At 46.0% G+C, this 20600-nt stretch carries 25 protein-coding genes and 1 other annotated feature; of the genes, 17 read left to right on the top strand and 8 right to left on the bottom strand.

Annotated features, from left to right (window positions below; all coding sequences use genetic code 11):
• The first annotated feature begins 100 nt into the window (after positions 1–100).
• From mphK to MHB62_RS01535, 7 genes are all read left to right on the top strand, one after another.
• On the top strand, positions 101–1021 hold the full coding sequence (mphK, locus tag MHB62_RS01505; RefSeq protein WP_003246254.1) for a macrolide 2'-phosphotransferase MphK: 921 nt from the start codon (positions 101–103) through the stop codon (positions 1019–1021).
• Positions 1022–1077: 56 nt separating this feature from the next.
• Positions 1078–1325: a binding site (T-box leader), on the top strand.
• A gap of 97 nt (positions 1326–1422) precedes the next feature.
• Positions 1423–1584 (top strand): anti-TRAP regulator, encoded by a 162-nt coding sequence (gene rtpA, locus MHB62_RS01510; protein ID WP_003234807.1) that lies wholly within the window; start codon positions 1423–1425, stop codon positions 1582–1584.
• Between the two features lie 20 nt (positions 1585–1604).
• A complete protein-coding gene (locus MHB62_RS01515; RefSeq protein ID WP_003246325.1) occupies positions 1605–2543 on the top strand; it encodes a DMT family transporter in 939 nt (312 codons plus the stop codon).
• 96 nt (positions 2544–2639) lie between these two features.
• Positions 2640–3320, top strand: coding sequence for a two-component system response regulator YcbL (gene ycbL / locus MHB62_RS01520; RefSeq protein WP_076458515.1), 681 nt, complete (start codon positions 2640–2642; stop codon positions 3318–3320).
• 1 nt (position 3321) lies between these two features.
• Entirely contained in the window at positions 3322–4257 is a 936-nt protein-coding gene (ycbM, locus tag MHB62_RS01525; protein ID WP_032722880.1) for a two-component system sensor histidine kinase YcbM, read from the top strand.
• A 91-nt stretch (positions 4258–4348) separates the two neighbouring features.
• On the top strand, positions 4349–5272 hold the full coding sequence (locus tag MHB62_RS01530; RefSeq protein WP_003246292.1) for an ABC transporter ATP-binding protein: 924 nt from the start codon (positions 4349–4351) through the stop codon (positions 5270–5272).
• An 18-nt stretch (positions 5273–5290) separates the two neighbouring features.
• Positions 5291–5977, top strand: a complete 687-nt coding sequence (locus MHB62_RS01535) for an ABC transporter permease (RefSeq protein WP_010886395.1) — start codon at positions 5291–5293, stop codon at positions 5975–5977.
• On the opposite strand, the gene MHB62_RS01540 is transcribed toward MHB62_RS01535, so the two are convergent.
• Both MHB62_RS01540 and MHB62_RS01545 read right to left on the bottom strand, forming a co-directional pair.
• Entirely contained in the window at positions 5938–6072 is a 135-nt protein-coding gene (locus MHB62_RS01540) for a hypothetical protein (protein WP_119122840.1), read from the bottom strand. The two genes, MHB62_RS01535 and MHB62_RS01540, sit on opposite strands and share 40 nt — an antisense overlap.
• The gene (locus tag MHB62_RS01545) at positions 6032–6418 is read right to left on the bottom strand and encodes a YndM family protein (RefSeq protein WP_003246313.1); all 387 of its coding nucleotides are present in this window, start codon (positions 6416–6418) and stop codon (positions 6032–6034) included. The genes MHB62_RS01540 and MHB62_RS01545 overlap by 41 nt, the downstream gene beginning before the upstream one ends.
• 313 nt (positions 6419–6731) lie before the next feature.
• Between MHB62_RS01545 and cwlJ the strand changes: the two genes are divergently transcribed.
• The 6 genes from cwlJ to tatC all read left to right on the top strand — a co-directional run bounded on the left by cwlJ (position 6732) and on the right by tatC (position 11039).
• Positions 6732–7160: a cell wall hydrolase CwlJ gene (gene cwlJ, locus MHB62_RS01550; protein WP_003246500.1), complete on the top strand. Its 429-nt coding sequence runs from the start codon at positions 6732–6734 to the stop codon at positions 7158–7160.
• A gap of 105 nt (positions 7161–7265) precedes the next feature.
• Positions 7266–7997: a VWA domain-containing protein gene (locus tag MHB62_RS01555; RefSeq protein ID WP_003246379.1), complete on the top strand. Its 732-nt coding sequence runs from the start codon at positions 7266–7268 to the stop codon at positions 7995–7997.
• Positions 7998–8078: 81 nt separating this feature from the next.
• Positions 8079–8255: a hypothetical protein gene (locus tag MHB62_RS01560; protein WP_003246278.1), complete on the top strand. Its 177-nt coding sequence runs from the start codon at positions 8079–8081 to the stop codon at positions 8253–8255.
• 18 nt (positions 8256–8273) lie between these two features.
• Positions 8274–10025 carry an alkaline phosphatase PhoD gene (gene phoD, locus MHB62_RS01565; protein WP_032722881.1) on the top strand — a complete coding sequence of 584 codons (1752 nt, stop codon included), beginning with the start codon at positions 8274–8276 and terminating at the stop codon, positions 10023–10025.
• A gap of 12 nt (positions 10026–10037) precedes the next feature.
• The gene (gene tatAD, locus MHB62_RS01570) at positions 10038–10250 is read left to right on the top strand and encodes a sec-independent protein translocase protein TatAD (protein WP_003223835.1); all 213 of its coding nucleotides are present in this window, start codon (positions 10038–10040) and stop codon (positions 10248–10250) included.
• A gap of 60 nt (positions 10251–10310) precedes the next feature.
• The gene (gene tatC, locus MHB62_RS01575) at positions 10311–11039 is read left to right on the top strand and encodes a twin-arginine translocase subunit TatC (RefSeq protein ID WP_014475692.1); all 729 of its coding nucleotides are present in this window, start codon (positions 10311–10313) and stop codon (positions 11037–11039) included.
• Here the strand turns inward: tatC and pcp are convergent.
• Entirely contained in the window at positions 11036–11683 is a 648-nt protein-coding gene (gene pcp, locus MHB62_RS01580; RefSeq protein WP_015252900.1) for a pyroglutamyl-peptidase I, read from the bottom strand. The genes tatC and pcp overlap by 4 nt on opposite strands.
• Before the next feature lie 78 nt (positions 11684–11761).
• Between pcp and MHB62_RS01585 the strand changes: the two genes are divergently transcribed.
• Positions 11762–12871: an aminotransferase class V-fold PLP-dependent enzyme gene (locus MHB62_RS01585; protein WP_032722882.1), complete on the top strand. Its 1110-nt coding sequence runs from the start codon at positions 11762–11764 to the stop codon at positions 12869–12871.
• A 42-nt stretch (positions 12872–12913) separates the two neighbouring features.
• Here MHB62_RS01585 and lmr(B) read toward each other — a convergent pair whose 3' ends face one another.
• Entirely contained in the window at positions 12914–14353 is a 1440-nt protein-coding gene (gene lmr(B), locus MHB62_RS01590) for a lincomycin efflux MFS transporter Lmr(B) (protein WP_010886396.1), read from the bottom strand.
• A gap of 38 nt (positions 14354–14391) precedes the next feature.
• Positions 14392–14958: a transcriptional regulator LmrA gene (lmrA, locus tag MHB62_RS01595; protein WP_014478725.1), complete on the bottom strand. Its 567-nt coding sequence runs from the start codon at positions 14956–14958 to the stop codon at positions 14392–14394.
• A 216-nt stretch (positions 14959–15174) separates the two neighbouring features.
• On the opposite strand from lmrA, the gene ansZ reads away from it, so the two are divergent.
• Both ansZ and lipA read left to right on the top strand, forming a co-directional pair.
• Positions 15175–16302, top strand: a complete 1128-nt coding sequence (gene ansZ, locus MHB62_RS01600) for an asparaginase AnsZ (RefSeq protein ID WP_015252898.1) — start codon at positions 15175–15177, stop codon at positions 16300–16302.
• Between the two features lie 160 nt (positions 16303–16462).
• Entirely contained in the window at positions 16463–17101 is a 639-nt protein-coding gene (gene lipA / locus MHB62_RS01605) for a lipase LipA (RefSeq protein WP_003246250.1), read from the top strand.
• A 37-nt stretch (positions 17102–17138) separates the two neighbouring features.
• Here the strand turns inward: lipA and MHB62_RS01610 are convergent, their stop codons facing one another.
• Positions 17139–17522, bottom strand: coding sequence for an RDD family protein (locus MHB62_RS01610; RefSeq protein ID WP_009966469.1), 384 nt, complete (start codon positions 17520–17522; stop codon positions 17139–17141).
• Between the two features lie 234 nt (positions 17523–17756).
• Here MHB62_RS01610 and MHB62_RS01615 point away from each other — a divergent pair, with 234 nt between their 5' ends.
• Entirely contained in the window at positions 17757–18833 is a 1077-nt protein-coding gene (locus MHB62_RS01615) for a helix-turn-helix domain-containing protein (RefSeq protein WP_003246276.1), read from the top strand.
• A 39-nt stretch (positions 18834–18872) separates the two neighbouring features.
• On the opposite strand, the gene natK is transcribed toward MHB62_RS01615, so the two are convergent.
• Positions 18873–19829, bottom strand: coding sequence for a two-component system sensor histidine kinase NatK (gene natK, locus MHB62_RS01620; protein ID WP_003246454.1), 957 nt, complete (start codon positions 19827–19829; stop codon positions 18873–18875).
• 12 nt (positions 19830–19841) lie between these two features.
• Positions 19842–20543, bottom strand: a complete 702-nt coding sequence (gene natR, locus MHB62_RS01625; protein ID WP_003234759.1) for a two-component system response regulator NatR — start codon at positions 20541–20543, stop codon at positions 19842–19844.
• Between the last annotated feature and the right edge of the window lie 57 nt (positions 20544–20600).

Here is a 20600-nt window from a genome sequence, read left to right on the forward strand (position 1 = left end):
TATGGTTATCAAAAAAGAGGGTGGCGTGCCTGCCCTTTTTTGTGCCTTCAAGCATCCCTTCTCTCTACTGCAGGCCGGAGCATGAGAAAGGGGAAATGGGATGACAAACCTTAACGAAAAACAGCTTATCACTGAGATTGTCGGGCTTGCACGCAGCCAAGGTTTGACGGTTCATTCTGAGAACGCGCAATTGAATGAAACCGGAATGGACTTTCAAGTTGTATTTGCCAAGGACGACACAGGTATGCCATGGGTGCTGCGAAAACCGCGGCGAAGTGATGTTGTGGAAAGAGCATCTGCAGAAGGCATAACGCTTGCCTTTCTCCGCGCGAATCTGACTGCTGATGTGCCGGATTGGAGAATTCATACACCGGAATTGATCGCTTACCCCATGTTAAAAGGAACGCCGGCTGCTGGAATTGACCTGGAACAAAAGCAATATGTATGGAATATGGATCATCAGCCGCCGTCAGACGACTTTGTCCGCACACTTGCCGACATACTGGCTGAATTACATGGCACGGATCAAATATCTGCTGGGCAATCCGGAATAGAAGTGATAAGGCCAGAAGATTTCAGGCAAATGACAGCAGACTCTATGGTTGATGTGAAGAATAAGCTTGGCGTATCTACGACGCTTTGGGAAAGATGGCAAAAGTGGGTAGATGATGATGCATACTGGCCGGGTTTCTCTTCTTTGATACACGGCGATCTCCACCCGCCGCATATCCTTATCGATCAAAATGGACGTGTCACAGGACTTCTGGATTGGACAGAAGCGAAGGTTGCTGACCCAGCCAAGGATTTTGTTCTTTATCAAACCATTTTCGGAGAAAAAGAAACTGCCCGTTTGCTTGAATACTATGATCAAGCAGGCGGCCGAATATGGGCAAAAATGCAGGAACACATCTCAGAGATGCAGGCGGCGTATCCGGTGGAAATCGCCAAGCTAGCTCTGCAAACACAGCAGGAGGAACACATCAATATGGCGCTGGAAGCACTTGGTGTAACATCGGATTAAGAATTGACTTCGTTTCATGAACCGAGTATTATAAACTCTACAAATAATAGAACGGATTAACAATCGTGAGGAAGAGCAAGTACGCATCAGAATGGAGGTTCAGAGAGTCGGTGGCAGGTGTGAACCGATCCTCCCCTGATGCCGAATGGGCTTCTGAATTGCTTTGCTGAACGGATAGTAGGCGATGCCGGGTTTCTCTCCCCGTTACCAAGAGAGGAGTATCGAAACATAGGTTTTCTGTACTTAGAGTGAACGGCTGTATAGCTGTTAATAAAGGTGGTACCGCGAGACCCTCGTCCTTTGCATAGGACGGGGGTTTTTTGTGTTTCTTAAAGGAGGTGACGGCCAATGGACGATGGCTGGTGGTGGCATAGCAGATGAGTTAGAAAGGAGGATATCAAATGGTCATTGCAACTGATGATCTTGAGGTCGCATGTCCTAAATGTGAAAGAGCGGGAGAAATCGAAGGAACACCTTGCCCGGCCTGCAGCGGAAAAGGTGTTATTCTGACTGCTCAAGGATATACGCTTCTCGATTTTATCCAAAAGCATTTGAATAAGTAAAGGAGAAAAGCTGAGCTGAGATGAGAGCAGAAGAGCAGAGTAAGATTCGTGAGGCCGCAGCAGGTACGATTTTTTTGCTGATCGGAACAGTTTGTTTTGCGTCTAAATCGATTTGGATAAAATGGGCATACCAAATGGGTGCTGAGCCAGATGCCGTGCTGCTATACAGGCAGCTGCTGGCTGTTCCGCTGTTTTGGCTGATTTTTTTAATATACCGTCCTCCAATGCCAGACGGTAAGAAAAAAGGAGACCTATGGAAGGCTTGTGGCGCGGGAGTGTTTTGTTTTTTTCTGTCTCCCTTGCTTGATTTTATCGGGCTGAACCATGTATCCGCAATGGTTGAACGTATATTGCTGATGAGCTATCCGTTGTTTGTGTTTGGATTCACCGCGTGTCGTGACCGGAAAATGTCCTCAATTCAGGACCTTTTCGCAGTTCTGGCGGTCATGTTTGGGCTTTTCTTGGCGCTGGGCGGCTGGAATGCTGAGCTTTTCCAGGCGAATATGATTGGAGCTGTATTCATTTTGTTATCTTCGGCCGTCTATGCTGGTTATCTTGTCCTTTCCGGGCATCTCGTCCATCAAATCGGAGGGATCCGTCTCAATGCATACGGGATGACAGCTGCTGGAGCTGCCATGATGCTTTACACAGGGATAAAATCGGCGGCTGGCATGAATACGCCAATGGCAGCATATCCGCTTTCTATGTATGGTTTGTTCGCAGTAATTGCAGTCGTTACCACAGTGATTCCATTTGTGCTAATGCTTGAGGGCATAAAACGAATCGGGGCACAGCGAGCCGCCGCCATTTCAATGGCAGGGCCTATCCTGACGATTTTCTATGGAGCTTTATTTCTCGGTGAACGGCTCGGGCTCATTCAAGTCATTGGATGCGGTGGCGTATTTTTTGTCATTACGGGCATGGAATACAGGAAGCTGAAAACAGGAAAAAAAGAATAATTTTTATAAAACACACACGTTTTTCAATTACAATAAGTGTAATTACGTGTGTGTTTTTTGATTTTGTAAAGGTTAGGTGAGGAGATGCAGCGCATATTGCTTGTAGAAGACGACCACTCAATCAGTGAAATGGTGGATCATTATTTAACAAAAGAAGGCTTTGGAATTGTGCATGCTTTCGACGGAGAAGAGGGCATCCGGCTGTTTCAGCAGGGTTCATACGATTTGGTCCTCCTTGATATCATGCTCCCGAAGCTGAACGGCATGGATTTTCTGAAAATCATCCGGGAAAAAAGCAACGTTCCGGTCTTAATGATTTCGGCAAAAGATGGAGATGTGGACAAGGCATTGGGACTGGGCTTTGGGGCGGATGATTATATCGCCAAACCGTTTTCGATGATTGAGCTGACAGCCAGAGTAAAAGCCGCGATACGGCGGGCGACGCAATATTCGGCAGAGGAGCCGGCTGTGAATAAGGTGATCCGGATTCACCAGCTTGCGATAGATATAGACAATGTTTCCGTTTTGAAAAACGGAGAGCCGCTCCAGCTGACGTCAACAGAATGGCAGCTGCTGTGCTTATTTGCATCAAATCCTAAAAAAGTGTTTACGAAAGAACAAATCTACCGTTCCGTCTGGAATGAAGAGTACTTTGATGATCAGAACATCATTAACGTACATATGCGGCGGCTCAGAGAAAAGATTGAGGATGACCCCTCCTCCCCTCAATATATTAAAACGTTATGGGGCATCGGTTATAAATTAGGAGAGTTTTAGAATGACAGTGCTATGGGTGGCCGCTGTCATCGCGCTGGCGTGTCTGAATGTGATTCAATTCATAATGAAAAAGAAGCGGGACGGGAATCTGGCTTACACGGCTGACCAGCTTAGCTACATGCTCAGCCGGGATTCGGCAGGACAAATTTTGCTTCCTACAGACGATCATGCGCTCAAAGACTTGCTTGTTAACATTAATCTTTTCGTTGAGAATCGTCAGCAGATCAGCGCCCAATTTGCCAAAACAGAGCAATCCATGAAGCGGATGCTGACCAATATGTCGCACGACCTGAAAACGCCGTTAACGGTCATTCTCGGTTATATCGAAGCCATTCAAAGTGACCCGAACATGCCGGAAGAAGAGCGGGAAAGATTGTTGGGGAAGCTCCGCCAGAAAACAAATGAACTTATTCAGATGATCAATTCCTTTTTTGATTTAGCGAAATTAGAATCTGAAGATAAAGAGATCCCGATCACCAAAGTACATATGAACGACATATGCAAACGAAATATCCTGCACTATTATGACGTTGTTCAGTCAAAAGGCTTTCAAGCAGCCATCGATATACCGGATACGCCGGTGTATGCGCAGGCGAATGAAGAGGCTCTGGACAGAATCCTGCAAAACCTATTGTCCAATGCGATTCAATATGGCGCGGCCGGCAAGTTAATCGGGCTGACGCTGTCTTATGATGAGAGGAACATCGCCATCACCGTATGGGATCGCGGAAAAGGGATTAGTGAAACCGATCAGCAGCGGGTGTTTGAGAGGCTGTACACACTGGAAGAATCCAGAAATAAAGCATTTCAAGGAAGCGGCTTGGGTTTAACCATCACAAAACGGCTTACAGAAAAAATGGGAGGCATCATATCCGTCCAAAGCAAGCCGTACGAACGGACTGCATTTACGATCACATTGAAACGCATGACATATTAATCGTAAGAATTTCTTAAGGTTTGAGAAATAAAAATGACAGGGCTCGCCGCTACAATAGAAAACAGGAAAAGAGAGGGAAGGAGAAACAAAGTTGACTTATATCGTACAAACAAACGGGCTGACCAAAACATATCAGGGCAAAGAGGTCGTATCCAATGTCAGCATGCATATTAAAAAAGGTGAAATCTATGGCTTTCTCGGCCCGAACGGCGCGGGGAAAACAACCATTATGAAAATGCTGACGAGCCTTGTCAAACCGACAAGCGGTGAAATCATCATCCTTGGGAACAAGTTCACCCACACGTCATATGAGGTGCTGGGGAACATCGGCAGCATGATTGAATATCCGATTTTTTATGAAAACCTGACAGCTGAAGAAAATTTAGATCTGCATTGTGAATATATGGGATACCACAATAAAAAAGCCATACAAGAAGTGCTGGATATGGTGAATTTAAAACAAATCGACAAAAAACCCGTCAAAACCTTTTCCCTCGGGATGAAGCAGCGCCTTGGAATTGCGCGTGCCATCCTCACGAAGCCGGACCTGCTTATTCTGGATGAGCCGGTGAATGGTCTTGACCCTCTCGGCATTAAAAAGATCAGGCAATTGTTTCAAGTGCTGAGCAAAGAGTACGGGATGACGCTGCTGATCTCAAGCCACCTGCTGGGTGAAATCGAACAAATCGCGGACACAATCGGCGTCATTCGGGACGGCAGGCTGCTTGAAGAGGTATCAATGGAGGATGTCAGGGGCCAGAACACTGAATACATCGAGCTTGTCACGCCGAATCAGACAAGGGCCTGCTTTGTGCTGGAGAAAGAGCTGCAATTAACCAACTTTAAAATATTAAATGAGAAAACGATTCGAATTTACGAGGCTGAAGCCTCTCAGGCTGCCATATCCAAAGCATTGATTTTAAATGATGTAGACATTGAATCAATGAACAAAAAGTATACGTCGCTGGAGGATTATTTTATCAAATTGATCAACGGCAATAGCATCAGTGCGTAAAGGAGGAGAGACACGTTGATGAATTTGATCAGAATCGAATTAAGAAAAATGAAAATGGGCTGGTATATCAGAGGTGCCCTCATTGCCAACGTGATCATTATGGGTTTTATGTGGCTGATCAGTTATTCCGAAAAAGCCGATGGCGGGGTTTCGTTCCAAAGTACGGATGAAGCATTCCTCATCATCGGCACCTTCGTCAGAGCGGTATTTATCGTATTTGGCGCTGTGCTGATCGTAAAATTGGTGATTTCGGAATATAAAAACAAAACCATTCTTGTGATGTTCACGTACCCGATCAGCCGTAAAAAGCTGCTCACCGCTAAGCTCATGATCGCGGGCGGACTGACGTTTATCACGATTTTACTTTCAAATATACTCATAGCCGCCGGTTTCTTTTGGCTGAACTCGATCTGCCATTTCATACCGGGAGAGCTTACTTCCGAGATCATTTCTCAACAGGCGGTCAAAATGGCGGTTTTCGCTTTTGGCGCCGCTGGAACCAGTTTAGTTCCCATCTTTTTTGGGATGCGTAGACACTCGGTTCCGGCGACCATCATTTCATCTGTAGTAATTGTGATGCTCATCAGCTCAACAAGTCCGGGCTTCTCGATTTCATCTGTTGTGTATATCCCGTTATCGTTAGCGGCATTCGGTTTGTTCTTTTCCTACATGGCGATCAGGAATGCGGACAAGCAGGATGCGTAAACAAAGGCGCCCAATATGTATAAAAGGCCGATGCTGTCAGCACCGGCCTTTCCATTATGAGTCTGTTCTTGTTTCAAGATAATGCTTCTTGCCAATCTCTTTGCTCATCATATAGAAATGGAAGCAATATTCACCGATTGCCATGACGATCGCGCCGAATAAAGCCGCCAATGCAACTTCACCGCCAGTCATCCCCATAGAAAGCGGCATGCCCATCAGCCAGATCACGAGAAAGGCCAACCCAAAATCAGCCAAAGTTGCAATCATATTATTCCATTTCGGCAATACATAAAGATCGCCCAGCAAATAAGAAATAACCCCTAACACAATCGTCATTAGCAGCGTATCACCAAACGTGAACCCAAAGCCCAGACCAAGCACCAGATACAACACAATAATCGTCATAATACCTTTAATAGCGAGCGCTTTCACATGTGTCATTACAATTCCTCCTTTTGTCATTTGATTTGTTATGTATAATTCCTCAAATGTAAAAAGTTAAACCTTATTTCTTTTCGGAGGCGGGTGCAAATCTGCTGGGGAGGGGTCAATGATGTGAATCCAGGAATTGAGGCTGCGGCGCTTCGACAGCGGAAACGTGAAGCTTGTACTGCACCGGACGCTGCTTTGATGCCCAACAGCCCATTATGTTTGCTGTTTTTAGATGAATAAATTTAAAAACTTCTCCTGTCCCTCCGTCATCACTTCTGAAGTAATGAAATATGATGAAAAGAGATCAAGGGGAGGTGACGTGATGGCGGTCGTGAGAGCAACGAGTGCGGATGTCGATTTGATGGCAAGGCTGCTCAGAGCGGAAGCGGAAGGCGAAGGCAAGCAGGGGATGCTGCTTGTCGGCAACGTTGGAATTAATCGGCTGCGGGCGAATTGCTCAGATTTTAAAGGCCTCCGCACCATCAGGCAGATGATTTATCAGCCACACGCGTTTGAGGCTGTGACTCATGGATATTTTTATCAAAGGGCGCGAGATAGCGAGCGTGCCCTTGCACGCCGGTCGATTAATGGTGAAAGGCGCTGGCCTGCAAAATTTAGTTTATGGTACTTCAGGCCGCAGGGGGACTGTCCAGCCCAGTGGTATAACCAGCCGTTTGTGGCCAGATTTAAGTCACACTGCTTTTATCAGCCGACGGCGGAGACGTGTGAAAATGTATATAACACATTTTAGAGACAGGACACCGTTCAAATTGAACGGTGTTTTTCTTTGAAAAGATGCAATGCAAAATATTCCTGTGAGATAATCAAAGAAAAAAGAGCTGACGGAGATGACAGAATGGCAACAATTGACCTGCAAAAGAAAAGTGTAAAGATCGTACTGGAGAAAAAGCAGTTAACGAAGGTGACGGCTCGTGTTGGACTGGTTCTTGATATTACGGGATCGATGAGACCGCTCTACAAAAACGGGACGGTTCAAAATGTGGTGGAGCGGATTTTGGCAGTGGCTGATCAGTTTGATGATAACGGTTTGCTGGATGTATGGGTGTATGATAATGAATTTTCCCGATTAAAGCCAGTTTCAGAAAAGGATTTTTCGGGCTATGTCGATCGTGAAATTTTAAATAATGACCGCTTGCATAAATTCGGCAGAAATGATGAGCCGCCAGTCATGAAGGACGTGCTGCGCAAATATGTTACGGAGGAACCGAGCTCGTATCCTGCTTTCATTGTTTTTATCAATGACGGGGGCTGTAAAAAGTCAATCAAACCGATAATTGAAGCTTCTTCTGATAAACCGGTGTTCTGGCAGTTTGTCGGCATCGGAAACGGAAACTTTGATTTTCTCAATAAACTGGATACGTTAGAAGGGCGTGTCATTGATAACACGAACTTCCTGCATATCGAAGAGATTGACCGCATTTCTGATGATGAGCTTTATGATGCTCTGCTTGCTGAATTTCCATTTTGGCTGAAAGAAGCGAAGGAAAAAGGGATTGTAAGAGAACAAGAGCCTCCTGCTGAAAAGCCGAAAAAGAAGGGCTTTTTCAGCAGATTGTTTTCGAAATAACTGATAAAGAGCACTGAGTCATTCTGCGAAATGGCTCGGTGTTTTTGTTTTTTTAAGATCATGTGAAGAAAAATAGGCCGAATGGGCGGCTTGCAGACGACAGGATATGCAGAAAACGCGTCATTCAGCCAGCTTTCGGCATGTTTCAGCAGCAGGCTTGTGAGGGAAGACCTGTTTTTAATGTTCAGCGCTTACAATCAGTTCACACTTCTTCACAGTCGTTTAACAATGATTTCCTATAATGGAGACGATCAATGAGGAGAGAGGGGATCTTGAATGGCATACGACAGTCGTTTTGATGAATGGGTACAGAAACTGAAAGAGGAAAGCTTTCAAAACAATACGTTTGACCGCCGCAAATTTATTCAAGGAGCGGGGAAGATTGCAGGACTTTCTCTTGGATTAACGATTGCCCAGTCGGTTGGGGCCTTTGAAGTAAATGCTGCGCCTAAATTCTCAAGCTATCCGTTTACATTAGGGGTAGCGTCAGGTGATCCGCTTTCTGACAGTGTCGTGCTTTGGACACGTCTGGCACCAGATCCGCTGAATGGCGGGGGAATGCCGAAGCAAGCAGTGCCTGTCAAATGGGAGGTCGCAAAGGATGAGCATTTCCGCAAAATCGTAAGAAAAGGCACTGAAATGGCTAAACCAAGTCTTGCCCATTCCGTTCATGTGGAAGCGGACGGGCTTGAGCCAAACAAAGTGTACTATTACCGTTTCAAAACCGGCCATGAACTAAGCCCTGTCGGAAAAACAAAAACACTGCCTGCCCCTGGCGCCAATGTGCCGCAAATGACCTTTGCATTTGCTTCCTGCCAGCAATATGAGCACGGATATTATACGGCCTACAAGCATATGGCAAAGGAAAAGCTTGATCTTGTCTTCCATCTCGGTGATTACATATATGAATACGGCCCAAATGAATATGTATCAAAAACAGGCAATGTCCGCACGCACAACAGCGCGGAAATCATTACGCTGCAAGACTATCGGAACCGTCACGCTCAATACCGTTCTGACGCCAATCTTAAAGCTGCACATGCGGCATTCCCTTGGGTTGTAACTTGGGATGACCATGAAGTTGAAAACAACTATGCCAATAAAATACCTGAAAAAGGACAGTCGGTTGAAGCATTCGTGCTCCGCCGCGCGGCAGCATACCAGGCATACTATGAACATATGCCGCTCCGCATTTCCTCTTTGCCGAATGGCCCAGATATGCAGCTGTACCGGCACTTTACGTACGGAAACCTGGCGTCCTTCAATGTGCTTGATACCCGCCAGTACAGGGACGACCAAGCCAATAACGACGGCAATAAGCCGCCTTCTGATGAATCGCGCAATCCGAATCGGACTCTGCTTGGAAAAGAACAGGAGCAGTGGCTCTTCAACAATTTGGGCAGCTCGACAGCCCACTGGAATGTGCTGGCGCAGCAGATTTTCTTTGCCAAGTGGAATTTCGGGACAAGCGCAAGCCCGATCTACAGCATGGATTCGTGGGACGGCTACCCGGCTCAGCGCGAACGGGTTATCAATTTCATTAAAAGCAAAAATCTGAATAATGTTGTCGTACTGACAGGTGATGTACACGCAAGCTGGGCATCGAATTTGCATGTCGATTTCGAGAAGACAAGTTCAAAAATATTCGGAGCCGAATTTGTTGGAACCTCGATCACTTCCGGAGGGAACGGAGCGGATAAGCGAGCGGATACGGACCAAATTTTAAAAGAAAATCCGCACATCAAGTTCTTTAACGACTATCGCGGATATGTCCGCTGTACAGTGACGCCTCACCAGTGGAAAGCCGATTATCGGGTGATGCCATTTGTGACCGAGCCGGGCGCAGCCATTTCCACGCGGGCTTCATTCGTTTACCAGAAAGACCAAACCGGGTTGAGAAAGGTATCATCCACAACAATCCAAGGCGGGGTGAAGCAATCCGATGAGGTCGAAGAGGATCGTTTCTTTTCGCACAACAAAGCCCACGAAAAACAAATGATTAAGAAGCGTGCAAAAATCACGAATTAAGGAGTGGAAATTATGTTTTCAAACATTGGAATACCGGGCTTGATTCTCATCTTCGTCATCGCCCTCATTATTTTTGGCCCTTCCAAGCTGCCGGAAATCGGGCGTGCCGCCGGACGGACACTGCTGGAATTTAAAAGCGCCACAAAATCACTTGTGTCTGGTGATGAAAAAGAAGAGAAATCAGCTGAGCTGACAGCGGTAAAGCAGGACAAAAACGCGGGCTGAATGCTGATGAGGCAGACACCGGGTCTGCCTCTTTTTTTATGAAAGGGAGGGCTTTTTTGAATGGATAAAAAAGAAACCCATCTGATCGGGCATTTAGAAGAGCTTCGCCGCAGGATTATCGTCACCCTTGCGGCATTTTTTCTATTTCTCATCACGGCTTTTTTGTTCGTACAGGACATTTATGACTGGCTGATCAGGGATTTGGATGGAAAGCTGGCTGTGCTTGGGCCGAGTGAAATCCTCTGGGTGTATATGATGCTTTCCGGCATTTGTGCCATTGCGGCTTCTATCCCTGTTGCCGCGTACCAGCTGTGGCGTTTCGTTGCACCGGCGCTGACGAAAACGGAGCGCAAGGTGACGCTCATGTACATACCAGGTTTATTTGCGTTGTTTTTGGCGGGCATCTCCTTCGGATACTTTGTCTTGTTTCCGATCGTGCTCAGCTTTTTGACTCATTTATCCTCCGGCCACTTTGAAACGATGTTTACGGCTGACCGCTACTTTCGGTTTATGGTGAATTTGAGCCTGCCGTTCGGCTTCTTGTTTGAGATGCCCTTGGTGGTGATGTTTTTAACAAGGCTGGGCATCTTAAATCCTTACAGACTGGCCAAAGCGAGAAAGCTGTCCTATTTTCTGCTGATTGTCGTATCTATATTGATTACACCGCCTGATTTTATTTCTGATTTTCTCGTGATGATCCCGCTTCTTGTCCTGTTTGAAGTGAGTGTCACCCTATCGGCGTTTGTCTACAAAAAGAGGCTGAGGGAAGAAACAGCGGCGGCCGCTTAGTGCAGCGTACCGCCCGGTGACTTCACATCCTCATCATATTGTGCGGCCGTAACAGCGGCGATTCTCAATGCCCGGACAATCGTGTCCAGGCTGAGGCTCGGCGCTGTTTTGTCGATTGTTTGCTGCGGAATGTAAGGAATATGAATAAAACCGCCGCGAATGTGCGGGGATGTCCGGCTAATGTGATCCATTAACCCGTAGAACAAATAGTTGCATACAAAGGTCCCCGCTGTGTAGGAAACCGCAGCTGGAATGCCGTGTTCCTTCATCTTAGCAGTCATTCGTTTCACGGGAAGCCTTGTCCAGTAAGCGGCGGGCCCATCTGGAGAAATCTCTTCATCAATCGGCTGATGTCCTTCGTTATCGGGGATTCGCGCATCTGCAAGGTTGATCGCCACCCGTTCCGGTGTAATCTGCATCCGTCCTCCTGCTTGGCCGACACAAATCACGATATCTGGCTGATGTGTTTGAATGGCTTGGCGCAGAGTGCCCAGAGCGGATCTAAAGACGGTTGGAATTTGTTCCGCTGTAATAATGGCTTCTTCCGTCTCGAAGCCATTAAGCCGTTTCGCCGCTTCCCATGATGGATTGACGGTTTCTTTGTCAAAAGGGTCAAAGCCAGTGATCAGCACTTTTTTTCTCATCTTCTCATCTCCTTTTTCTTTTATTCTATTGTTTATTTATGGGTTTTTCATCAAAATAATGTAAAGGAGTGAATCATAATGGAGCATTTACCGCAGCAGTATCGTCATTTATTCCCAACCTTGCAGACGCATACGATGCTTGCCAGCTGTTCTCAGAGCGCTTTGGCAGAGCCTGTATCAAGGGCGATCCAGGATTATCATGATAGCCTGTTGTATATGGGGACGAACTGGAAAGAAGCGATCGAAAAAACAGAGTTTGCGAGAAACGAGTTTGCAAAGCTGATCGGGGCTGAACCGGATGAAGTGGCGATTGTGCCGTCAGTTTCTGATGCGCTGGTTTCTGTAGCATCGTCCTTAACTGCATTTGGAAAGAAGCACGTTGTATATACAGATATGGATTTTCCGGCGGTGCCTCATGTTTGGCAGGCACACTCCGATTATACCGTATCCGTCATTCCATCAATAGACGGCGTGCTGCCGCTTGAACAATATGAAACGCATATTTCGGATGAAACAGTACTGACGTGTGTTCCTCACGTTCATTATCGTGACGGCTATGTTCAGGATATAAAAGCGATTGCCGAGATTTCTCAGAGAAAGGGCTCTTTATTGTTTGTAGATGCTTATCAATCAGCCGGGCATATTCCCATTGATGTGAAGGAATGGGGCGTAGATATGCTGGCAGCAGGCACCCGGAAGTATTTGCTCGGCATACCGGGTGTGGCGTTTCTTTATGTGAGAAAGGAGCTGGCTGACGCACTGAAACCGAAAGCATCAGCTTGGTTCGGCAGAGAGAACGGATTTGATGGGGCTTATGCGAAAGGCGCGCGTCGTTTTCAAACGGGCACCCCAGCTTTTATCAGCGTATACGCAGCTGCAGCAGCTTTATCGCTGCTGAATCATATTGGGGTTTCTCATATCAGGGATCATGTGAAAACGATCTGTGCCGATGCAGTTCAATATGCCGCTGAAAAAGGCCTGCAGCTGGCGGCACAAGGTGGGGGTCAGCCGGGCATGGTTGCGATCCGGGATGAGCGGGCATCGGAAACGGTGGCGTTGCTGAAGAAGAAAAAAGTGATTTGCGCGCCGCGGGAAAATGTGATCCGTCTCGCTCCCCATTTTTATAATACGAAGGAGGAAATGCGGCGCGCGATTGATGAAATCGCGGCGAAAATGATCCACAAGTAAACATAAAAAAAGCCCCTGAACATTAGTCAGGGGCTTTTCATATTAATGATCTACCTTCACGCGCTTCATAAAGAAAGCGCCAATTAAACCGATAATGGCAACAATCATTGCAAACACAAATGCGTGCTGTACACCCGCTGTCAAAGCTTGCGGGATGACTGCCGGATCGGCAGGGTTTTTAACTGTACTCATATAATCATGCTGGCCTGCAGCCATAATGCTGACCGCAACCGCTGTTCCGATAGCGCCAGCCATTTGCTGCAGCGTGTTCATAATGGCGGTGCCGTCTGGATAAAATTCGCGCGGCAGTTGGTTTAAACCGTTTGTCTGTGCAGGCATCATGATCATAGAAATCCCGATCATCAAGCAGGTGTGCAGGATGATAATCAGCACAGCTGTTGAAGTGGTCGTGACATTTGAGAAGAACCATAGTACAACGGTGACAATCACAAATCCCGGAATGACAAGCCATTTCGGCCCGTATTTATCGAACAAGCGGCCTGTAACAGGGGACATAAATCCATTTAAAATACCGCCCGGCAAGAGAACAAGACCAGATGCAAATGCAGTCAGGACTAAGCCGCCTTGCAGATACATCGGCAGAAGCAGCATAGATGACAGAATGACCATCATACAAATGAACACCATGATCACACCCAAAATAAACATTGGGTATTTGAACGCACGGAGGTTCATCATCGGCTGCTTCATTGTCAGCTGGCGGATTGAAAATAGGATAAGGCCGACAACGCCGACAATCAGCGACACGATAACAGTCGGGCTGGACCATCCCCCGGAGCCTTCACCCGCGTTGCTGAATCCGAACACAATGCCGCCGAAGCCAATCGTCGACAGGATGATAGACAATACATCGATTTTCGGCTTTGTCGTTTCAGATACATTCTGCATATATGCGATACCGAAAACAAGCGCCAGCACAAGGAACGGAAGAGAGATCCAGAAAATCCAGTGCCAGTTGAGATGCTCCAGAACCAATCCTGAGAAAGTTGGGCCGATGGCGGGCGCGAACATAATGACAAGCCCGATCGTTCCCATTGCGGCACCCCGTTTATGAGGCGGGAAAATCACCAAGATTGTGTTAAACATTAGGGGCAGTAAAAGACCGGTTCCAAGTGCCTGAACGATCCTTGCCGCTAATAAAAACGAGAAGCTCGGCGCAAGCGCCGCAATGAATGTACCTAAAATTGAAAAGATAAGTGACACGGTAAAAAGCTGTCTTGTTGTGAACCACTGCAACAGCAGTCCTGAAACAGGAACAAGGATACCGAGTACAAGCAGGTAGCCCGTCGTTAACCATTGGACGGTTGCCGCTGTAATGTTCAATTCCTTCATAAGGTCGGTTAACGCAATATTCAGCGCTGTTTCACTGAACATGCCGATAAAACCGGCCAACAGCAAGGAAATCATAATCGGCATCACTTTGTATTGCTGAGATGCTTTAGCTGTTGTTTCCAAAATCATTTCCCCTCTCTATCAACTGCATGTAGTATGTCGTTTTTTTATCTCTTCAGCAGGTCAGGAATGCAGCTGGAGATATGAAGGAGCGGCGTACTGTTTTTTGCCGTCAAAGATAAAAGGATGCCGCCTTCAATCATCGCGTTAACCACAGTGCTGGCTTCTTTTGCACGGCTCTCGCTGCAGCCAGTCTGCCGCAGTTTTTCCTCATACACAGAGGCCCATTCTTTGTAGGCTTCATGACAGGCTTCGCGCAACGGTTCGCTTTTCAATGACGTCTCAGCCGCTAGCAAGCCCACAGGCAAGCCTTCAATGTCTTCTGTACATGAAAACTGGCAGGAGAGCTCCTTCAAAAAGGCTTGAATGCCTTCCGCTGGATCGGTGTAGGATTCCATGCAGTCCGCGATTTTCTGACGGATATACTCCTTCATCTCATTCACGGCTTCGATCGCAAGCTGTTCTTTACCCCCGGGAAAGTGGTAGTAAAGAGAGCCTTTAGGCGCGCCGCTTTCCTTTATAATCTGGTTCAGCCCCGTGCCGTAATACCCTTGCAGCTGAAAAAGCCGGGTAGCTGCCGAAAGGATTTTCTCACGGGAATCTCCATAACTCATAACATTCCCACCTTACTGAATTGCAATCAAAAATATAGTGACTGGTCTATTATCTTGATTCAATCATCAATTGTCAAGAAAAATTCATTGTATGAAAAGACAAAAAAAGAAGGATATGACAACAAAAAATACTGAGAGAAAAGCTGACTGATCTTTTGACTGAATAGATAAAATGTACAATGATTAATCATCATATGGATGTAAGGAGAGAAATAGATGAAAAAACAACGAATGCTCGTACTTTTTACCGCACTATTGTTTGTTTTTACCGGATGTTCACATTCTCCTGAAACAAAAGAATCCCCGAAAGAAAAAACGCAGACACAAAAAGTCTCTTCGGCTTCTGCCTCTGAAAAAAAGGATCTGCCAAACATTAGAATTTTAGCGACAGGAGGCACGATAGCTGGTGCCGATCAATCGAAAACCTCAACAACTGAATATAAAGCAGGTGTTGTCGGCGTTGAATCACTGATCGAGGCAGTTCCAGAAATGAAGGACATTGCAAACGTCAGCGGCGAGCAGATTGTTAACGTCGGCAGCACAAATATTGATAATAAAATATTGCTGAAGCTGGCGAAACGCATCAACCACTTGCTCGCTTCAGATGATGTAGACGGAATCGTCGTGACTCATGGAACAGATACATTGGAGGAAACCGCTTATTTTTTGAATCTCACCGTGAAAAGTGATAAACCGGTTGTTATTGTCGGTTCGATGAGACCTTCCACAGCCATCAGCGCTGATGGGCCTTCTAACCTGTACAATGCAGTGAAAGTGGCAGGTGCCCCTGAGGCAAAAGGGAAAGGGACGCTTGTTGTTCTTAACGACCGGATTGCCTCAGCCCGATATGTCACCAAAACAAACACAACCACAACAGATACATTTAAATCAGATGAAATGGGCTTTGTCGGAACAATTGCCGATGATATCTATTTTAATAATGAGATTACCCGTAAGCATACGAAGGACACGGATTTCTCGGTTTCTAATCTTGATGAGCTGCCTCAGGTTGACATTATCTATGGATACCAAAATGACGGAAGCTACCTGTTTGACGCTGCTGTAAAAGCCGGAGCAAAGGGGATTGTATTTGCCGGTTCTGGGAACGGGTCTTTATCTGACGCAGCCGAAAAAGGGGCGGACAGCGCAGTCAAAAAAGGCGTCACAGTGGTGCGCTCTACCCGCACGGGAAATGGTGTCGTCACACCAAACCAAGACTATGCGGAAAAGGACTTGCTGGCATCGAACTCTTTAAACCCCCAAAAAGCACGGATGTTGCTGATGCTTGCGCTTACCAAAACAAATGATCCTCAAAAAATCCAAGCTTATTTCAATGAGTATTGAAGAAAAGAAGGCGAATAAGCCTTCTTTTTTTGGCTTTTTAGGACCAATAATGACCTATGAATCTTAAAATTTCTTTAAAAATAAGCCAAAATTACCCTTTACTTAATTAATTTGGTAACGTAATATATTTGGAGAATTTGTTACAAAAAAGGAGGATATTATGAAATTTGTAAAAAGAAGGATCATTGCACTTGTAACAATTTTGATGCTGTCTGTTACATCGCTGTTTGCGTTGCAGCCGTCAGCAAAAGCCGCTGAACACAATCCAGTCGTTATGGTTCACGGTATTGGAGGGGCATCATTCAATTTTGCGGGAATTAAGAGCTATCTCGTATCTCAGGGCTGGTCGCGGGACAAGCTGTATGCAGTTGATTTTTGGGACAAGACAGGCACAAATTATAACAATGGACCGGTATTATCACGATTTGTGCAAAAGGTTTTAGATGAAACGGGTGCGAAAAAAGTGGATATTGTCGCTCACAGTATGGGGGGCGCGAACACACTTTACTACATAAAAAATCTGGACGGCGGAAATAAAGTTGCAAACGTCGTGACGCTTGGCGGCGCGAACCGTTTGACGACAGGCAAGGCGCTTCCGGGAACAGATCCAAATCAAAAGATTTTATACACATCCATTTACAGCAGTGCCGATATGATTGTCATGAATTACTTATCAAGATTAGATGGTGCTAGAAACGTTCAAATCCATGGCGTTGGACACATCGGCCTTCTGTACAGCAGCCAAGTCAACAGCCTGATTAAAGAAGGGCTGAACGGCGGGGGCCAGAATACGAATTAATGAAAAACAAAACCTTGAAGAATGCTATTCTTCAAGGTTATTCTGCTTTCAGCACAATGGTTTTCGCAGCCATATCATGAACGGTTTGTTTTTTCTTCGTAAATGCGGCAGTCAAATAGATCAGGCGGGAGAACACATGCACCCACGCTATCAGGTAACGGACAATGGCTTGCGGGAAGGATATTTTTTTATATGTTTCGTCCCTCACGATTTGCAGCCCGATGATTTTTTTGCCCAGTGTGCCCTTCCAATTTGTCAGCGGCATCAGCAAAGGGTACACAATCAGCATCAATATGGCGACAATAATGACACCGGCGGACCCATCGCCAAACGTAAATCCGGCTGCCAAAATCACTGCTGCGGCAATGATTACATCAAGTAAAAGAGCGCAGGCGCGCAGCATGAAACCAGCTAGTTCCAATAGAAACACTCCTTAAAATGTTAAATAAACACCTAATGATTGTAAAAAAGAAGGGCCTAAAGTGGGAATAGGTGATAAGCCTTAAATCACAAAAGTTGGTGAAAATGTCATAGGTAAATTGGCATAATCAGCCAGCTTATCACATTACCAAATTCTTTTTTAGCCCGAAACCAAGCCCTCAGAAGTTATTTTTGTTAAAATAGAAAAGTTACAACAGAATTCGGAGGGTTTATTGTGGGAAAAGTGAAACGAAATGCCCCTTGCCCATGCGGCAGCGGCAAGAAATATAAAAAATGCTGCGGAAGTAAAGTTGTCGACTTCCCGGCGGAACTAGCGGCAAAAGAAGCGAAACAAATTCAGGAAGACTTAGTGGAGTATGCCTTCACAGTACATAGAGAAAGCATTTCAGGCTTTATCAACCAGCATGATTTTCTTTCTGCTATGGACAGACAGACGAAAGACATCAGCGTATTTAACTTAGGAATCTGGGGAATCTTCTTCCACCCGCTTGCTGGTGAGAAGACAATCTTCGAAGAGTACCTTCAGAAAAAAGGCGATTCGATCACTCGTCCGAAAACGCGTGAGATCGTAGAATCATGGCAGAGCATGACGCCTGCTTTATTGCTGCTGAAGGACCTGAAGGAAGGCATCATTCACTTTGAAGATGTCATTACGGCAAAACAATTCGAAGTGGAAATGGACGCCAGCAATCAAGACCTTCCTCCAGTGGGAAGCCTGATTCTTGGATACCCAATCCACGAAGCGGAAAAAGCAGAATTCTTCATGCAGTTCACGATCTTCCCGGTGAAGAGAACAGAAGCGCTGATCAGCAAGGTGAAGAAATATGCGGATGCCGCTGTGAAGGACGGCAAAACGCCGGAGGACTTCATGAAGCAGGAATTCAACAACGTTCTGTTCGCGTTGTTAGCTGAGAAAGATGAAGAGCCACAAGCAGAGAAAGCGGAAGTAAGCACTGTTGAGTGGGCAAACGACTTGGAGAAAGAAACCGCTGCGGCTATTGAAGAAGGCATGAGCGGGGAAGAGTATCCGACTGAATTGATCCCAGCTGTTATTGACATCTGGAAAACATTCTGCGAGAAAAAATCACCTGTCATCAGAAAGCCGGAAGCTTTTGCGGCGGCAGTTGAATATTATGTAAACGCAATTTCTCTTAACGGCGCGTCCGTTTCCCAGGCTAAACTGGCGAAAAAATACGGCGTTAGCGCATCAACGATTTCCAGCCGTTACAAAGAAATTGAAAGCACGCTGCAAGATGAAGCAGATCGTTTTGCACAAGCGTTATCCTCATAATGGAAAAAACCTTGAAAAGCCAGGCTTTTCAAGGTTTTTTTATTTCTGAAACGGAATTTTGATTTCTAACCGGAAGATGGGGTGGCGGTAGGTAAAATCCAGCCTGCCAAAAGCGCCCTTCACCAGTTTTTGAATGATATATGTGCCCATGCCTTCATGAGCGCCGTTTTTCGTTGAGCGGCCAAACGATTGATAAATTGTATCGAGCACTTTTGGGTCCATCCCGGGAGTGCTGTTTTCACAAGTCAGTACATAAAGCCCGCTGCGCAGTGAAGTCTCCAGTTTAATCTCTGCTTTTTCTCGGGCCTCCGCCGCGCTGTCGAGCGCATTTTCTAATATGTTGCCGACCAAGCTGACCTGATCAGCAGGCGAAAACGGAAGGGAAGAAAGCGGTGTATGCATATGCAGCGAAACACTCACATTCGAGGCGCGGGCTTTTTCTAAAAAATCATAAAGCACCCCTGCAACGTACGCGTTCTCTCCTTTCAAAAAACGGTCATATTGGCTGTATTGATCCGCCCAGTTTTGAATATATGCTTGTGTATCTGCCTTGGGCTGAGCTGATTTGATTGCAGTGATATGTTTCATTGTGTCATGATTCCGGCTTCTGACATCAATCAGCATTTGATTGGCGTGCTGTTCAGCTTGAGTCAGCTTATCAATTTGATCAGAAAGCCTTGCCTGCAAAGCAGACTGTCCGATACGGAGCCCTTCACACCCTGCAAATATCGCGATTACACATAATACCGGCATGATGTCTGTGCCAATCAACACCACTCCCACCGACATCACTTGAATCACCGCAATCCACGCACAAAGCCCTGAGGAACAGTGTTTCCACACCCGCTTCGTATTCCAAATGTACAATCCTGCAGCAGCTGCGCCTAAAGCAGCGGCGAGCCAAGAGGCGGCTGTGCTGTGTGAAAAAGCAGCAGCTCCCTGATAACATATGAAACTAAATAAAATCAGATAAAGACATTGAAAAAGGGTAATCACGTACTAAACTCCTCAAAAATAGTAGTTTTGAAAATAATCAAGCTGCTGCTTAGTGATCATCGCTTTTTTAGACGTTCCCTCAAAGGAAACTGTGAATGAATGCTTGGTATAAGCGGAAAAATGCTTTATGTAATGAATGTTGATAATAAAGGAACGATGCGAACGAAGAAAATCTTTTTCGGGCAGGTCGCCTTTAATATCATTTAATGTTTGATACGTTTGCACCTCTTCGGCGGTTGTCACAATCGTCGTCGAACGTCCCGTCCGTTCTGCGAAAATAATATCCTTCTTTTGCAGGACGTGCATTTCAGACTTTTGCTTTATCAATATACGCCCATTCAAACTCGTTTCCGTTTTCTTTTTCAAGTACCGGTCGAAGGAAGCGGCCAGACGGTCGGCATAGTACGGCTTCATAATATAATCATGGACGTTCAGGTCAAAGGCGTGAACCGCATAACCGCCGTGGCCGGTAACAAAAATCACATCCACATCAAGTGAATGGGATTTGATCAAATCAGCAAGCTCGTAGCCAGACATATGGGGCATCTCGATATCGGCAAGCAGCAGATCAATGTCTCCGTTCTTTACCCGCCTGTAGGCTTCCTTCGCTGAATCGGTGGAAAAGACAATTTCGACGTCCTGCATTCTGGACACGATCGCTTCTAACTTCTCTAAATCTACTCGATAATCATCTACAAGTCCGACTTTTACCATTATCATTCCCCTAGTTACATAGAATCATCTTTATTCTATCCCATTTCACGACATAAA

It is taken from the genome of Bacillus sp. FSL K6-0255, assembly GCF_045040725.1.
Lineage (GTDB): Bacteria > Bacillota > Bacilli > Bacillales > Bacillaceae > Bacillus > Bacillus subtilis.

Bases quoted from the DNA above. Each gene is read 5' to 3' on its own strand.
- cwlJ (WP_003246500.1), top strand. From the start codon at position 6,732: ATGGCGGTCGTGAGAGCAACGAGTGCGGATGTCGATTTGATGGCAAGG.
- MHB62_RS01535 (WP_010886395.1), top strand. From the start codon at position 5,291: ATGAATTTGATCAGAATCGAATTAAGAAAAATGAAAATGGGCTGGTAT.
- MHB62_RS01555 (WP_003246379.1), top strand. From the start codon at position 7,266: ATGGCAACAATTGACCTGCAAAAGAAAAGTGTAAAGATCGTACTGGAG.
- mphK (WP_003246254.1), top strand. From the start codon at position 101: ATGACAAACCTTAACGAAAAACAGCTTATCACTGAGATTGTCGGGCTT.
- MHB62_RS01585 (WP_032722882.1), top strand. From the start codon at position 11,762: ATGGAGCATTTACCGCAGCAGTATCGTCATTTATTCCCAACCTTGCAG.
- pcp (WP_015252900.1), bottom strand. From the start codon at position 11,683: ATGAGAAAAAAAGTGCTGATCACTGGCTTTGACCCTTTTGACAAAGAA.
- phoD (WP_032722881.1), top strand. From the start codon at position 8,274: ATGGCATACGACAGTCGTTTTGATGAATGGGTACAGAAACTGAAAGAG.
- rtpA (WP_003234807.1), top strand. From the start codon at position 1,423: ATGGTCATTGCAACTGATGATCTTGAGGTCGCATGTCCTAAATGTGAA.
- ycbM (WP_032722880.1), top strand. From the start codon at position 3,322: ATGACAGTGCTATGGGTGGCCGCTGTCATCGCGCTGGCGTGTCTGAAT.
- natR (WP_003234759.1), bottom strand. From the start codon at position 20,543: ATGGTAAAAGTCGGACTTGTAGATGATTATCGAGTAGATTTAGAGAAG.
- MHB62_RS01515 (WP_003246325.1), top strand. From the start codon at position 1,605: ATGAGAGCAGAAGAGCAGAGTAAGATTCGTGAGGCCGCAGCAGGTACG.
- lmrA (WP_014478725.1), bottom strand. From the start codon at position 14,958: ATGAGTTATGGAGATTCCCGTGAGAAAATCCTTTCGGCAGCTACCCGG.
- tatC (WP_014475692.1), top strand. From the start codon at position 10,311: ATGGATAAAAAAGAAACCCATCTGATCGGGCATTTAGAAGAGCTTCGC.
- MHB62_RS01545 (WP_003246313.1), bottom strand. From the start codon at position 6,418: ATGACACATGTGAAAGCGCTCGCTATTAAAGGTATTATGACGATTATT.
- MHB62_RS01560 (WP_003246278.1), top strand. From the start codon at position 8,079: ATGGGCGGCTTGCAGACGACAGGATATGCAGAAAACGCGTCATTCAGC.
- lipA (WP_003246250.1), top strand. From the start codon at position 16,463: ATGAAATTTGTAAAAAGAAGGATCATTGCACTTGTAACAATTTTGATG.
- ansZ (WP_015252898.1), top strand. From the start codon at position 15,175: ATGAAAAAACAACGAATGCTCGTACTTTTTACCGCACTATTGTTTGTT.
- tatAD (WP_003223835.1), top strand. From the start codon at position 10,038: ATGTTTTCAAACATTGGAATACCGGGCTTGATTCTCATCTTCGTCATC.